Consider the following 14,609-nt stretch of genomic DNA (forward strand, 5'->3'; position numbering starts at 1 on the left):
CCAGCCAAGGATGTGCTTTCAATTGAATCAAAACTGGTATGGCACCCTGATCCGCCACATGTTGATGCTGGTCGCGGCCGCCCTTCTGGCGGGTCTGATCAGCAATCAATATGGCTGGTGCCTGGCAATCGCGCTGGGGCTTTATCTGGCCTGGACCCTCAAACAGTTATTGCGCCTGCACGACTGGCTTAGCCGTCACAAGGCCGATGAGCCGCCGCCGGATGGCTACGGTTTGTGGGGCGAAGTCTTCGACAGCATTTATCATCTGCAACGCCGCGACCAACGGGTGCGCGGCCGGCTGCAAGCGGTGATCGACCGCGTTCAGGAATCCACGGCGGCCCTCAGGGATGCCGTGATCATGCTCGACAGCGAAGGCAATCTTGAGTGGTGGAACCGCGCCGCCGAGACCTTGCTCGGGCTCAAGACCCCGCAAGACAGCGGTCAGCCGGTCAGCAATCTGGTGCGCCATCCACGCTTCAAGGAATATTTCGAGCAGGGCAATTACGCCGACCCGCTGGAAATCCCCTCGCCCACCAACGACCGCATGCGTATTCAGCTGTTGATCACCCGCTACGGCAACAACGAGCATTTGATGCTGGTCCGTGATGTCACGCGGATTCATCAACTGGAGCAGATGCGCAAAGACTTCGTGGCCAACGTTTCCCACGAGTTGCGCACGCCATTGACGGTGATTTTCGGCTATCTGGAAACCCTGCTCGATAACGTCGAAGAGGTGAATCCGCGCTGGGTCCGCGCCTTGCAACAAATGCATCAACAGGGCGGCCGCATGCAAACGCTGCTCAATGATTTGCTGTTGCTGGCCAAACTTGAAGCCACTGATTACCCGTCCGACAGTCATCCCATCGAAGTCGGTATGCTGCTCAAGACCATCAAGGGCGATGCACGGGCGTTGTCGGCCAACAAGAATCAGCAGATCAGCCTGGACCTGGACAGCGATGTGCAACTCAAGGGCAGCGAAACCGAGCTGCGCAGCGCGTTCTCCAATCTGATCTTCAATGCAGTGAAATACACCCCGGCCGAGGGCAGCATCCACATTCGCTGGTGGGCCGATGAGCAGGGCGCACATTTGAGCGTGCAGGATTCGGGAATCGGCATCGAGACCAAGCATCTGCCGCGCCTCACCGAGCGCTTCTATCGCGTGGATTCGAGCCGTGCGTCGAATACCGGCGGCACCGGGCTGGGGCTGGCTATCGTCAAACATGTGCTGCTGCGCCATCGCGGCACACTGGAAATCAACAGCGTGCCGGGCAAGGGCAGCGTTTTTATCTGCCATTTTCCGGCCATTCAGCTGATCAATCCCTGAAGCGCGACTAGGCAAGCTGGCTTCTAGCCGCTACATTGCCGTTCTTATGCCCTCGATCCCGATGCGGCAGCCTTCTTCTTCAGTCATAACGGAACCTGTAAACCTCCACCATGGACCCTTCCCCTAGTTTTAACTTCGCTTCGCTGTTCGCCGACTTCGGCATGATTCTCTTCGCAATGGTTCTGGTCCTGCTCAACGGTTTTTTCGTTGCGGCAGAATTCGCCATGGTCAAACTTCGTTCGACCCGGGTCGAAGCCATTGCAGAAAAAAACGGCTGGCGCGGGCATATCCTGCGCACCGTTCACAGCCAGCTGGACGCTTATCTGTCGGCCTGCCAGCTCGGTATCACCCTCGCCTCCCTGGGCCTTGGCTGGGTCGGCGAACCCGCGTTCGCGCACCTGCTGGCGCCGCTGTTGAGCGCCGTGGGCGTGGACTCGCCTGAAGTGGTCAAAGGCGTGTCGTTCTTCTCCGCCTTCTTCATCATTTCCTACCTGCACATCGTGGTCGGCGAACTGGCGCCCAAATCCTGGGCCATTCGCAAGCCTGAACTGCTGTCGCTGTGGACCGCCGTGCCGCTGTACCTGTTTTACTGGGCGATGTACCCGGCGATCTATCTGCTCAATGCCAGCGCCAACGGTATCTTGCGCATCGCCGGTCAGGGCGAACCCGGCCCGCATCACGAGCACAGCTACAGCCGCGAAGAATTGAAGCTGATCCTGCACTCCAGCCGTGGTCAGGACCCGAGCGACCAAGGCATGCGTGTGCTGGCATCGGCGGTGGAAATGGGCGAGCTGGAAGTGGTCGACTGGGCCAATTCCCGTGAAGACCTGGTGACGCTGGATTGCAACGCGCCACTCAAGGAAATCCTCGCGCTGTTTCGTCGTCACAAGTTCAGCCGGTATCCGGTCTACGACGCGGTGCGTGGCGAGTTTGTCGGCTTGCTGCACATCAAGGATCTGCTGCTGGAGCTGGCCGCGCTGGATCACATTCCCGAGTCGTTCAATCTGGCCGAGCTGACCCGCCCGCTGGAGCGTGTTTCCAAGCACATGCCGCTGTCGCGCCTGCTGGAGCAGTTCCGCCAGGGCGGCGCGCACTTTGCGTTGGTGGAGGAAGCCGACGGCAAGATCATCGGTTATCTGACCATGGAAGACGTGCTGGAAGTGCTGGTCGGCGACATTCAGGACGAACACCGCAAGGTCGAGCGCGGCATTCTCGCGTATCAACCGGGCAAGCTGCTGGTACGCGGTGACACGCCACTGTTCAAGGTCGAGCGCCTGCTGGGCATCGATCTGGACCACGTGGAAGCCGAAACCCTGGCCGGCCTGATCTACGACTCGCTCAAGCGGGTACCGGAAGTCGAGGAAGTCATGGAAGTCGAAGGGCTGCGCATCATCATCAAAAAGATGAAAGGCCCGAAAATCGTCCTGGCCAAGGTGGTCAAGCTCGATTGATCGATTGATCCGTAGGACCGGCTTCAGCCGGGAGAGCGCCCGTTGCGGCAACAAGGATGCGTCGAAGCGACCGACGCCCTCCCGGCTAAAGCCGGTCCTACGGGCCGGTGGCAGGTCCTAGACTCTAGCGCTATTCAATTCCCGCCTACCGAAAATCGTGCTGGCCAAGGTGGTCAAGCTCGATTGATCGATTGAACCGTAGGACCGGCTTCAGCCGGGAGAGCGCCCTTTGCGGCAACGAGGATGCGTCGAAGCGACCGACGCCCTCCCGGCTAAAGCCGGTCCTACGGGCCGGTGGCAGGTCCCAGGCTCTAGCGCTATTCAATTCCCGCCTACCGAAAATCGTGCTGGCCAGGTGGTCAAGCTCGATTGATTGCCTGATCGATTGATCGATTGAACCGTAGGACCGGCTTCAGCCGGGAGAGCGCCCGTTGCGGCAGCAAGGATGCGTCGAAGCGACCGACGCCCTCCCGGCTAAAGCCGGTCCTACGGGCCGGTGGCAGGTCCTAGACTCTAGCGCTATTCAATTCCCGCCTACCGAAAATCGTGCTGGCCAGGTGGTCAAGCTCGATTGATTGCCTGATCGATTGATCGATTGAACCGTAGGACCGGCTTCAGCCGGGAGAGCGCCCTTTGCGGCAACGAGGATGCGTCGAAGCGACCGACGCCCTCCCGGCTAAAGCCGGTCCTACGGGCCGGTGGCAGGTCCCAGGCTCTAGCGCTATTCAATTCCCGCCTACCGAAAATCGTGCTGGCCAGGTGGTCAAGCTCGATTGATTGCCTGATCGATTGATCGATTGAACCGTAGGACCGGCTTCAGCCGGGAGAGCGCCCTTTGCGGCAACGAGGATGCGTCGAAGCGACCGACGCCCTCCCGGCTAAAGCCGGTCCTACGGGCCGGTGGCAGGTCCCAGGCTCCAGCGCTATTCAATTCCCGCCTACCGAAAATCGTGCTGGCCAAGGTGGTCAAGCTCGATTGATCGATTGAACCGTAGGACCGGCTTCAGCCGGGAGAGCGCCCTTTGCGGCAACGAGGATGCGTCGAAGCGACCGACGCCCTCCCGGCTAAAGCCGGTCCTACGGGCCGGTGGCACGTCCCAAGCTCTAGCGCTATTCAATTCCCGCCTACCGCAAAGTTGGGCAGGCTTTGTACGGGTTGGGCGAATTCGTAGGGGATGGATTCCAGCGCCAGGCCGACGTTGCGCTGGATCACGAAGTGCAGGTGTGGGCCGGTGCTGTTGCCGGTATTGCCGGAGCGCGCCAGGGCGCTGCCGACCGTCACATGCTGACCTTCCTTGACGCTCACCGAGCCTTTCATCAAGTGCAGATAGACGCCCATGGTGCCGTCGTCGTGCAGGATGCGCACGAAGTTGCCTGAGGCGTTGGATCCCTTGCCGCTCTGCTCATTTTCGGTCTTGATCACGACGCCGCTGCGCGCTGCGACGATGGGCGTGCCTTCGGGCATGGCGATGTCCATGGCGTAACGCCCCTTGGCACCGAAATGGCTGTATTTGCCGTTCGGCCCCTGGCTCAGGCGAAAGGGTCCGCCAATCCACGGCAGCGGGTAGCGGTAAGCCAGGCTCGACCGCTGGGGATCGCCGACGATAGAGCGCAGGTTGGTCTTGTAACTCATGGCCCGACTGGCCACCTGCGGACTCAACACCAATAGCCGCTCGTTACTGCGCGGGGCGATAGTGCGCCGGATGGATTGGTCCGACACGCCGAGCACGTTCTTCACACCGGAAATTTTCAGTTCGACTTCAACTGGCGCGTACAAATCGTTGCGCACGTACAGGCTGTCCACGCCCTTTTCTTTCTTGGTGCTCAGACGCACCTGACGCTCGATGTGCTCGACCATGCGATCACGAAACTTCACCACCGAAGCGCCTGGTGTCGGCCGGTCGGTAAACGACACGACGCCGTTGGCATCGGTGAATTTATAGATGGTGACGGCCCCGGCCGATTGCGCGGCCAGCAACAGAGCACACAGGATCAGTAAGCGCTCGAGCATGGGATTCAGTCTGGGTTGTAAAGATGTTGGGCCAGACTACCAGCGATCCGTGCTGTTGAGGACTCAGCTGTTTCAATCGGTAATAGAAGGAGCGTCAAGGAAATCGCGCCAGATCAGGGTTGATGTCCCGTAGGCCGGATTCATCCGGGAGGGCGGTCCGTCTGACGACACAACCGCTGCGAATGTACCTGTCTGCTCCCGGCTAAAGCCGGTCCTATGGGGTTGTATCAACCGCGATCAACCGCCCGGCACAAAGTGCTTCTGAGCGGTGCCGCGCGCGATCAGGCGGGACACGTAATCCAGCTTTTGTGCATCCTGATCGGTAAAGCGGAAGGTCAGTTGCAGCCAGTCGCTGTCAGGTTTCTGCTCGAACGCCACGATGGCGTGCAGATAACCATTGAGACGGGCAACCTCGGCGTTTTCGCCCTGTTCCAGGTCCAGCACCGCCTGCTCCAGAATCTGCGGCAGGTTGTCGGTGCGGCGAACGATCAGCAAGGCTTCCTTGAGGGTCAGCGCCTTGATCACACACTGCTGGATGCCGCTGGACAGACGCAACTGACCCTGCCCACGCCCGGTCGGCGCCTGTGAAGACGCTGCAGCGGCCACTGGAGGCGGCTTGGCGATGCCGGCCGAGGCCGTTGCCGCTGGCCTGATAACTTCGGCTCTGCCACCGGTGAGCGCGCTGAGCGACTCATTGATGGGCGATGCCATCCGGCTTGGCGCACTGGTCATTACTGCATCGAGCTTGCCGACCCTGGCCAGCGCCTTCTTGACCTTGGTCAGCAGCTGTTCATTGGTGAACGGCTTGCCGACGAAATCGGTAACACCTGCCTGGATCGCCTGTACGACGTTTTCCTTGTCGCCACGGCTGGTCACCATGATGAAAGGGACGGTCTTCAGATAGCCGTCCTGCTGACGGCACCAGGTCAGCAACTCAAGGCCTGACATTTCCGGCATTTCCCAGTCGCACAGAATCAGGTCGAAGCTCTCCCGAGTCAGCATGGTCTGGGCCTTGCGACCGTTGACGGCGTCTTCGGTGTGAATCCCCGGAAAATAGTTGCGTAGGCCTTTCTTAACCAGATCGCGAATGAAAGTCGCGTCATCCACAATCAATACACTGACTTTACTCATCGACGCTCCTGCGGGCGTATCCGCCATGACTGGCGAACTGCGGTGATGCTGATACGCCCTTTATTTCGGCAAGCATAGCGCTGGCTGATGGCCAGCGGCCAAACTGTTGACGACGCCAGGACATTTAATTCGCGGGCGGCTGAAAAATTCAAAGCCTTGGAATGCAAAACGCCCAGCATGCTGGGCGTTTTTTTCGCAGGCAGTCTTATTTATCGTCAGGCTGGGCCGGAACATTAGGAGTTTCGGTCGATATACCCTGCACTTCTTCTTTCATGCGCTTGAGGCCCATGTGACGCACGTCGGTGCCGCGCACCAGATAGATGACCAGTTCGGAAATGTTACGCGCATGGTCGCCGATGCGTTCCAGCGAGCGCAGCACCCAGATCACATTGAGAACCCGGGAAATGGAGCGCGGGTCTTCCATCATGTAGGTCGCCAGCTCACGCAGCGCGGTTTTGTATTCGCGGTCGATGATCTTGTCGTATTGGGCAACCGACAAGGCCAGCTCGGCGTCGAAGCGCGCGAACGAATCCAGCGCATCGCGGACCATGTTGCGGACCTGATCGCCGATGTGTCGCACTTCGACATAACCGCGCGGCGATTCGCCTTCTTCGCACAGTTGAATGGCGCGACGGGCGATCTTGGTGGCTTCGTCACCGATGCGTTCCAGGTCGATCACCGACTTGGAGATGCTGATGATCAGGCGCAAGTCAGAAGCCGCTGGCTGACGACGGGCAAGAATGCGCAGGCATTCCTCGTCGATATTGCGCTCCATCATGTTGATGCGGTCGTCGACCTCACGAACCCGCTGGGCCAGCCCCGAGTCGGCTTCGATCAAGGCGGTCACCGCATCATTGACCTGCTTCTCGACCAATCCGCCCATTTCGAGCAAATGGCTACGCACTTCTTCGAGCTCGGCGTTGAACTGTTGTGAGATGTGATGCGTGAGGCTGTCTTTATGGATCATGCTTGGTGTCCTTGGAACGTCCGATTGAGTGCAAAAACGCAGCGGTGGTTCAGGGGCTGACGAAGCACATCTCACCTAGCCATAACGACCGGTGATGTAGTCTTCCGTCTGTTTTTTCGCCGGATTGGTGAACAACGTGTCTGTATCACCGAACTCGACGAGCTTGCCCATGTACATGAATGCGGTGTAATCCGAGACCCGCGCCGCCTGCTGCATGTTGTGGGTAACGATCACAATGGTGTATTTGGATTTCAGTTCGTAGATCAGTTCTTCGACTTTTAGCGTCGAAATCGGATCAAGCGCCGAACAGGGTTCGTCCAGCAGCAACACTTCAGGCTCGACCGCGATGGTGCGGGCGATGACCAGACGTTGCTGCTGACCACCGGACAAGCCCAACGCGGACTCGTGCAGGCGATCCTTGACCTCGTCCCACAACGCTGCACCCTTGAGCGCCCATTCCACGGCCTCATCGAGCACGCGTTTCTTGTTGATGCCCTGAATGCGCAAGCCGTAGACCACGTTTTCGTAGATGGTCTTGGGGAACGGATTGGGCTTCTGGAACACCATGCCGACACGGCGGCGCAATTCGGCAACATCTTCGCCCTTGCGATAGATGTCATGGCCCCACAGGTTGATTTCACCCTCGACCCGGCAACCATCGACCAGATCATTCATGCGGTTGAAGGTGCGGAGCAGCGTCGACTTGCCACAACCGGACGGCCCGATGAACGCCGTGACCCGTTGCTTGGGAATATTCAGGCTGATATCGAACAGTGCCTGCTTGTTGTCATAAAACAGATTCAGACCCGGCACTTCGATGGCCACGGTCTCGTCGGCCAGATGCAGGCCTTGTCGCTTGCGGCCCAGGGTCGTCATGTTGACGCCGTGAGTCGGGTTGTCGTGCTGCATGGATTGCTCCCGTTGCCAAGCATTCTGTTCATCGAACCGCCCGCCTCTTCGAGGGAGCGGTGCTGTTGCCAATCAGATATCCAGCGCTTTGTATTTCTCGCGCAGGTGGTTACGAATCGTCACCGCAGACAGGTTGAGCAAGGCGATCACCAAGACCAGCAGCAACGCCGTGGCATACACCAGCGGACGTGCGGCCTCGACATTCGGGCTCTGGAAGCCGACGTCGTAAATATGGAACCCCAGGTGCATGATCTTCTGATCCAGGTGCAGATAAGGGTAGTTGCCATCCACCGGCAGCGATGGTGCGAGCTTGACCACGCCCACCAGCATCAGCGGCGCCACCTCGCCAGCCGCACGGGCCACGGCGAGGATCAAGCCGGTCATCATCGCCGGGCTGGCCATGGGCAAAACGATCTTCCACAGGGTTTCAGCCTTGGTTGCGCCCAACGCCAGCGAGCCTTCGCGCAAGGTCCGCGGGATGCGCGCCAGACCTTCTTCGGTGGCGACAATCACCACCGGCACGGCCAGCAGCGCCAGCGTCAAGGACGCCCACAGCAAACCCGGCGTGCCAAAGGTCGGCGCGGGCAAGGCTTCGGGGAAAAACAAGCGATCTACCGAACCACCCAGCACATAAACGAAGAAACCCAGGCCGAACACGCCGTAGACAATCGCCGGAACGCCGGCCAGATTGTTCACCGCGATTCTGATCAGCCGCGTCACCGGGCCTTGTCGGGCGTATTCGCGCAAGTAGACCGCCGCCAGCACGCCAAACGGGGTGACGATCACCGCCATGATCAAGGTCATCATCACCGTGCCGAAAATCGCCGGGAAGATGCCGCCTTCGGTGTTGGCTTCACGCGGGTCCTCGCTGAGGAATTCCCAGAGCTTCTTGAAGTAGAAACCCAGCTTGGTGAACGTGCCCATGGCGTTGGGCTGATAGGCGTGCACCACTTTGCCGAGGCTGATTTCGACTTCCTGGCCGTTGGCATCCCGCGCGGTCAGGCTGTCGCGATTGAAGGCGGTGTGCAGCGCGCCCAGTTGCGCTTCGATGTCTTTATAGCGGCTGTCGAGTTCGGCGCGTTCGCTGGCCATGTCGGCCTGGGCTTGCGGGTCCAGCGTGCCTTGCAGCTCCAGTTTGCGCGCCTGCAGGCGCAAGCGCTCGATGCCATGGTTGATGGCGCCGATGTCTTTCTTTTCCAGCCCGTACAGTTCGCGCGCCAGGCTATTGATGCGCTGGATGCGCTCCTGCAGGGTCGGCCAGGCCGCTTCGCCTTCGGCAACGATCTTGCCGTTTTCCTTCACATTGACCAGATAACCGTAGAAGTTGCCCCACTCGCGGCGTTCCAGGGTCATCAGTTCCTGCGGTTTGCTCTGCTGGGTCAACCATTCGCCCACCACCCAGGTGAAGTCACTGGGATTGAGGTCGCGGTTGCCGACCTTGACCAGTTCGCGGGTCATGAATTCCGGACCGGTATCGGGCACCGGCAAGCCTGAGCCTTTCAAGCGGGCGCGCGGCACTTGTTCCTGCTCGACCACTTCGCCGATCAGAACATGCTTTTCCTGATTGGGTACGTCGTACTGCGCGTAGGTCAGGTCCGCCGGCCAGAAATGCCCGAGGCCGCGCACGGCGATCACCGCCAGCAGGCCAATGGTCATGATCACGGCAATGGAAACGGCACCCGCACTCATCCAGACGCCGGGGGCGCCACTTTTGAACCAACTCTTGAGGGAGTTCTTTTTCACGAACTTCTACCTTCCTTAGAGAGACGAGTACTGCTTGCGCAGACGCTGACGAATCAGCTCCGCCAAGGTGTTCATCACGAACGTGAACGTCAGCAGCACCAGGGCTGCGAGGAACAACACTCGATAATGACTGCCTCCCACTTCCGACTCCGGCATTTCCACCGCGACGTTCGCCGCCAGTGTGCGCATGCCTTCAAACAGGTTCATGTCCATGATCGGCGTGTTGCCGGTGGCCATCAGCACAATCATGGTTTCGCCCACCGCGCGGCCCATGCCGATCATCAGCGCCGAGAAAATCCCCGGGCTGGCGGTGAGGATCACCACGCGGGTCAAGGTCTGCCAAGGTGTTGCGCCCAGCGCCAGCGAGCCAAGCGTCAGGCCGCGCGGCACGCTGAACACGGCGTCTTCGGCAATCGAATAAATATTGGGGATGACGGCGAAACCCATGGCGATGCCGACCACCAGCGCATTGCGCTGATCGTAGGTGATGCCCAGATCATTGGAGATCCACATGCGCATGTCGCCGCCGAAGAACCAGTTCTCCAGATGCGGACTCATGCCCAGCGACGCCCAGCCAACCAGCAGGACGACCGGCAGCAGAATCGCGCTTTCCCAGCCATCGGGCACGCGCAGACGAATCGAATCAGGCAAACGACTCCAGGCGAAACCGGCCACCAGAATGCCAATCGGCGTCAGCAGCAACAGGCTGAAAATCCCCGGCAAATGGCCTTCCAGATACGGCGCCAGGAACAGTCCGGCGAAGAAGCCGAGGATCACAGTCGGCATGGCTTCCATCAATTCGATCACCGGCTTGACCTTGCGGCGCATGCCCGGAGCCATGAAATAAGCGGTGTAGATGGCGGCGGCAATGGCCAGCGGCGCGGCCAGCAACATGGCGTAGAACGCGGCCTTCAGCGTGCCGTAAGTCAGTGGCGCGAGGCTCAGCTTGGGTTCGAAGTCGCTGTTGGAGGCGGTGGACTGCCAGACGTACTTAGGCTCGTCATAGTTTTCGTACCAGACCTTGCCCCACAGCGAACTCCAGGACACTTCCGGATGCGGATTCTTCAGGACCATCGGCAACAACGCGCCGCCCTGCTCGACCATGATCCGGTCGGCACGCGGCGATAAGGTAATCAGCCCTGCGCCGTCGGCGACTTGTTGAACCAGCAAGGTGCGATGCGCGGTGCTATGGAACACGCCCAGCTTGCCGGAAGCGTCCATGGCGATGAAACCCTTGCGCCGCTGCTCGGCACGGATCTGCACGATAGGCGCGGTGCTCATCTGGAAGTCGCGGATGTGCATCAGGCGCTGTTCGCCATCGACGTCTCGGGCCATGAACCACTGGGCCATGCCGCCTTTGGAATTGCCGATAATCAGCGAAATACCGCCCACCAGTTGCGTGCTGGCGGTGATTTCGGCATTGCCGTCTTCAAGCAGTTTGTAGCGCCCGTTGAGCGTGCGATCACGCAGGCTGAACACGTCGGCCTGGGCGCGCCCGTTGATCACATACAGCCATTGCTGGCGCGGATCGACATAGATCGCTTTGACCGCCTCCGATAACTGCGGCAATTCGATGCGGCTCAGCTCGCTGCTGGTTTCGCCGGTCATCATGTTTTCTTTCTGTTCAACGGCCAGCACATGCAGCTGCGGACCGGTCGACGCGGCGATCAACAAGCTTTCGCCATTGGCATTGAGGGTCACGTGATCCAGCGCCCGGCCTTGATCATCAACGGTCAGCGGCGCTTCACCGTAGGGCCAGAGCAGCGCGGGGGTGATGGTTTTCAGGTCATTGGGATAGGTGATCTGGTAGCTGTGGCGGAACACCAGCACCTGACCATTGGACAACCCCAACGCAATCAAGGGAGTGCCGGGCTGGTCCTTGCCGATGGACGCGACTGTCACGCCAGCAGGCAACGGCAGGCTGATGCGTTGCAGTTCTGCGCCAGTCTGGGCATTGAAAAATACGGCTTCACCCAGATCGGAAATCCGCATGCCGACCTGATTCTGTTCCTCGATGGACAGCATCAGCGGCTTGCCGGCGTCGTTCAGCCACCCCGGTTTGACCGGGGTTTCCTGAGTCAGGGTCGCGCCTTGAAACAGCGGCGCGACGACGTAGGCCAGATAAAAGAAGATCAGCGTGATTGCAGCGAGCACGGCAAGGCCGCCGATGGCCACGTACCAACGGGTCAAATGGTCCTTGAAAGCACGCACGCGGCGCTTGCGCTGCATCTGCGGCGTATTGAAATCAATGCGCTTGGCGGGTGAATTCTGATTCATCGAAGGCTTGGCCAAATCATTCATGCGCACACCCTAGCGGTCCTGTATGACAAAAACATTACAGCGAGGTGACGCAAAAAAGCCCGCCACCCACGATCCTGGCAGCGGACTGTACAGTTAATAGCGAGGCCTGATTCAAGCAGCCCTCGCCGCATTCACGATTATTTCGCCGCGACCGCACCTTCCTGCAAGCCCAGATCCGCCAATGCCTTGGTCACGACCTTCGACGGCAGCGGAATATAGCCGTCTTTCATGACCACTTCCTGGCCTTGTCGGGACAGCACCAGCTTGATGAATTCAGCTTCCAGCGGGGCCAGTGGCTTGTTGGGCGCTTTATTAACATAGACGTAAAGGAAGCGCGCCAGCGGATAGGTGCCGTTGAGTGCGTTGGCTTCGTTGTCTTCGACGAACTCGGCGCCTTCTTTCTTGGCCAGCGGCACCGTGCGCACGCTGGAGGTTTTATAACCGATACCCGAATAACCGATGCCGTTCAGTGAACTGCTGATGGAGCTGACCACCGACGCCGAGCCGGGCTGTTCGTTGACGTTGGCCTTGAAGTCGCCTTTGCACAGCGCTTCTTCCTTGAAGTAGCCATACGTGCCGGACACCGAGTTGCGACCAAACAATTGGATCGGCTTGCCTGCCAGATCGCCGGTGACACCGACGTCGGCCCAGGTCTTGGCATCAGCCTTGGCACCGCACAGACGAGTGACGGAGAAAATCGCGTCCACTTGCGCCATGGTCAGGCCTTTGATCGGGTTGTCCTTGTGGACGAAAACCGCCAGCGCGTCGACCGCAACCGGGATCGCCGTAGGTTTGTAGCCGTGACGTTGCTCGAAAGCCGACAGCTCGCCGTCCTTCATCTTGCGGCTCATCGGCCCAAGGTTGGCGGTGCCTTCGGTCAAGGCCGGTGGCGCAGTGGACGAGCCAGCCGCCTGAATCTGAATGTTTACGCTGGGGTATTCCTTTTTGTAGGCCTCGGCCCACAAGGTCATGAGGTTTGCCAGCGTATCGGAACCCACGCTGGACAGATTGCCCGACACGCCGGAGGTCTTCACATAAGGCTTGATCGCAGGATCAACAGCGGCAAAGGAATGGGCAGTCGCCACGCCAGCGGCTACGAAGGTCAGTGCAGTCATCAAACGCTTGAGTTTCATACCCGGCTCCGAGCGAGGTGAGTCAAAAAAATCCGTGGCCGTCAGTATTGGCGGGCGGCGTGACGACTTTATGAAAAGATTGTGACAGTTGCATGACTCTTTCACCAACAGGGCTTGGGCCTGCTGTCACGGGCTGAGCAACATAGCGCTTCGCGATAATTTTCTATCCACCAATTGCCAAAAAATATTATTGCACTTCAGCCGCTGATTATGCTTAACAGGCGTTATCACTTTTTAATACTTATAAGTCATGGAGACTTAACACATGGAACCCACATTCAGCAGTAAACACTTGGAGATGGAAGAACAGGCATTCAAAGCGCCCAGCCACGGCAGTCATTCAGATCGCGCCTCGCCTCTGAATCCGCTGCAGTATGACGAAACTTTTGGTCGCAATGGAAAGTTGCTGATCGATATGGGAGGACGCAAGACGCACTCGGTGTCATCTATCGTACAGATGCGCAACAGCTTAAGGTATCTGGCCACTTATTATGAAGGTCTGACTCCAGGCAACCCCGACCCTTATACAAACAATGCCGGGCTGGTGTGTTTTGATTCGGACGGCAAAGTTGACACTTCATTCGGCACGCGTGGTGACGGCACAGTTGAGGTGAGGTTTGGCACGACCCACTATTCACTGCTGCAGCAGATTATCGAACTCGAGAATGGTCAACTATTAGTCGGCGGACGCCATAGGCGGTTTGCAGAAGCCGAAGTAGACGATTTTGAAAATATGATGATGTCGCGACTTGAATCCGACGGTCGCCTGGACAAAAGTTTTGGCAATGACGGAGTACTCAACCTTACCGCACTTACCGAGAAAACAATCTGGGTCGTCGGCACGGTCGTGTTACCTGATGGAAAGATCATTTTTGCGGCATCCATCCGGGGAGTGGCAGAAACCCGCTCACTCTTGATACGGCTTACCGCCAACGGGCAACTGGATGAAAGTTTCGCCGACCGAGGCATCCTGGAGTTTCAACGCTCAGCAGCGAAAGGGACTCGTCTCTATGGCTTAAAGCTGAATGCAATGGGCTCTCACCTATTCACCTACGGTTATTACGATGTGCCCACAGGACACAAAGTGGGATTCATGGCCCGATTAGACACTGATGGCAACCTTGACCCTGACTTTGGTCAGGATGGTTTTGTCGACCTGGAGCCTGATGAGGTAATCCACATACAGGATGTTTCGATTTCTAGTGATGAAACACATCTATTGGTCAGCGGCTCACATTTCAATCGGACGTTGGACATTGTGGAAAGCCTGCTTGCGAGGCGCTCGGCCAATGGCAAGGCCGATGAACGTTTCAATCAAGGTAAACCGGTGTATTTGAGGTGTCATCCAACCTCGACGGGGGACGCCTGGAACTACGCAAGAACACTAATAGACGAGGCCGGGAAGATCGTGGCTTTCGGCAGAGGTGGAGTAGGAATCGACACTTGGTCAGTGGCTGGCCGATTCCATGCAACAGGTAAACCCGATACCAGTTTTACCGACGGTTCGAGTGTCGGCTCACCCTCGAACGCAGTGTTTTCATTCAATGGCAACTACGTAGAGGGTGCAGATCCGCGAACAATCCTGTGCGCTGGCGCAGCCGAAGGTTCCGGCGCGGTACTGGCCATCAAGGTTTGAAGT

10 protein-coding genes are annotated in these 14,609 nt (G+C 58.7%); 3 read left to right on the forward strand and 7 right to left on the reverse strand.

The annotated features are described in order from the left end of the window. Positions 1-10 precede the first annotated feature (10 nt). Positions 11-1,324: a phosphate regulon sensor histidine kinase PhoR gene (gene phoR, locus CFII64_RS14780; RefSeq protein WP_177325423.1), complete on the forward strand. Its 1,314-nt coding sequence runs from the start codon at positions 11-13 to the stop codon at positions 1,322-1,324. Positions 1,325-1,434: 110 nt separating this feature from the next. Beyond that, positions 1,435-2,775, forward strand: a complete 1,341-nt coding sequence (locus CFII64_RS14785) for a hemolysin family protein (RefSeq protein WP_020291600.1) — start codon at positions 1,435-1,437, stop codon at positions 2,773-2,775. Positions 2,776-3,889: 1,114 nt separating this feature from the next. Here CFII64_RS14785 and CFII64_RS14790 read toward each other — a convergent pair. The 7 genes from CFII64_RS14790 to CFII64_RS14820 all read right to left on the reverse strand — a co-directional run bounded on the left by CFII64_RS14790 (position 3,890) and on the right by CFII64_RS14820 (position 12,970). Further along, positions 3,890-4,786, reverse strand: a complete 897-nt coding sequence (locus CFII64_RS14790) for a M23 family metallopeptidase (RefSeq protein WP_020291601.1) — start codon at positions 4,784-4,786, stop codon at positions 3,890-3,892. 237 nt (positions 4,787-5,023) lie between these two features. After that, positions 5,024-5,917, reverse strand: a complete 894-nt coding sequence (locus CFII64_RS14795; RefSeq protein ID WP_020291602.1) for a response regulator — start codon at positions 5,915-5,917, stop codon at positions 5,024-5,026. Between the two features lie 205 nt (positions 5,918-6,122). Continuing rightward, positions 6,123-6,884 carry a phosphate signaling complex protein PhoU gene (gene phoU / locus CFII64_RS14800; RefSeq protein ID WP_020291603.1) on the reverse strand — a complete coding sequence of 254 codons (762 nt, stop codon included), beginning with the start codon at positions 6,882-6,884 and terminating at the stop codon, positions 6,123-6,125. A 75-nt stretch (positions 6,885-6,959) separates the two neighbouring features. After that, a complete protein-coding gene (gene pstB, locus CFII64_RS14805; protein WP_020291604.1) occupies positions 6,960-7,793 on the reverse strand; it encodes a phosphate ABC transporter ATP-binding protein PstB in 834 nt (277 codons plus the stop codon). A 72-nt stretch (positions 7,794-7,865) separates the two neighbouring features. Continuing rightward, entirely contained in the window at positions 7,866-9,482 is a 1,617-nt protein-coding gene (gene pstA / locus CFII64_RS14810; protein ID WP_177325425.1) for a phosphate ABC transporter permease PstA, read from the reverse strand. Between the two features lie 69 nt (positions 9,483-9,551). Further along, entirely contained in the window at positions 9,552-11,561 is a 2,010-nt protein-coding gene (locus CFII64_RS14815) for an ABC transporter permease subunit (RefSeq protein ID WP_177325426.1), read from the reverse strand. A gap of 413 nt (positions 11,562-11,974) precedes the next feature. Continuing rightward, positions 11,975-12,970, reverse strand: coding sequence for a phosphate ABC transporter substrate-binding protein PstS family protein (locus CFII64_RS14820; protein WP_020291607.1), 996 nt, complete (start codon positions 12,968-12,970; stop codon positions 11,975-11,977). Between the two features lie 265 nt (positions 12,971-13,235). Here CFII64_RS14820 and CFII64_RS14825 point away from each other — a divergent pair, with 265 nt between their 5' ends. Continuing rightward, a complete protein-coding gene (locus tag CFII64_RS14825; RefSeq protein ID WP_020291608.1) occupies positions 13,236-14,606 on the forward strand; it encodes a hypothetical protein in 1,371 nt (456 codons plus the stop codon). Positions 14,607-14,609 lie beyond the last annotated feature (3 nt).

This window comes from Pseudomonas sp. CFII64 (assembly GCF_000416235.1).
Taxonomy (GTDB): domain Bacteria; phylum Pseudomonadota; class Gammaproteobacteria; order Pseudomonadales; family Pseudomonadaceae; genus Aquipseudomonas.

Excerpts from the sequence above, each read along its gene's own strand:
- CFII64_RS14795 (WP_020291602.1), bottom strand. The coding sequence starts at position 5,917 with ATGAGTAAAGTCAGTGTATTGATTGTGGATGACGCGACTTTCATTCGC.
- phoU (WP_020291603.1), bottom strand. The coding sequence starts at position 6,884 with ATGATCCATAAAGACAGCCTCACGCATCACATCTCACAACAGTTCAAC.
- CFII64_RS14825 (WP_020291608.1), top strand. The coding sequence starts at position 13,236 with ATGGAACCCACATTCAGCAGTAAACACTTGGAGATGGAAGAACAGGCA.
- pstB (WP_020291604.1), bottom strand. The coding sequence starts at position 7,793 with ATGCAGCACGACAACCCGACTCACGGCGTCAACATGACGACCCTGGGC.
- CFII64_RS14790 (WP_020291601.1), bottom strand. The coding sequence starts at position 4,786 with ATGCTCGAGCGCTTACTGATCCTGTGTGCTCTGTTGCTGGCCGCGCAA.
- CFII64_RS14820 (WP_020291607.1), bottom strand. The coding sequence starts at position 12,970 with ATGAAACTCAAGCGTTTGATGACTGCACTGACCTTCGTAGCCGCTGGC.
- pstA (WP_177325425.1), bottom strand. The coding sequence starts at position 9,482 with ATGAGTGCGGGTGCCGTTTCCATTGCCGTGATCATGACCATTGGCCTG.
- phoR (WP_177325423.1), top strand. The coding sequence starts at position 11 with ATGTGCTTTCAATTGAATCAAAACTGGTATGGCACCCTGATCCGCCAC.
- CFII64_RS14815 (WP_177325426.1), bottom strand. The coding sequence starts at position 11,561 with ATGCTGTCCATCGAGGAACAGAATCAGGTCGGCATGCGGATTTCCGAT.
- CFII64_RS14785 (WP_020291600.1), top strand. The coding sequence starts at position 1,435 with ATGGACCCTTCCCCTAGTTTTAACTTCGCTTCGCTGTTCGCCGACTTC.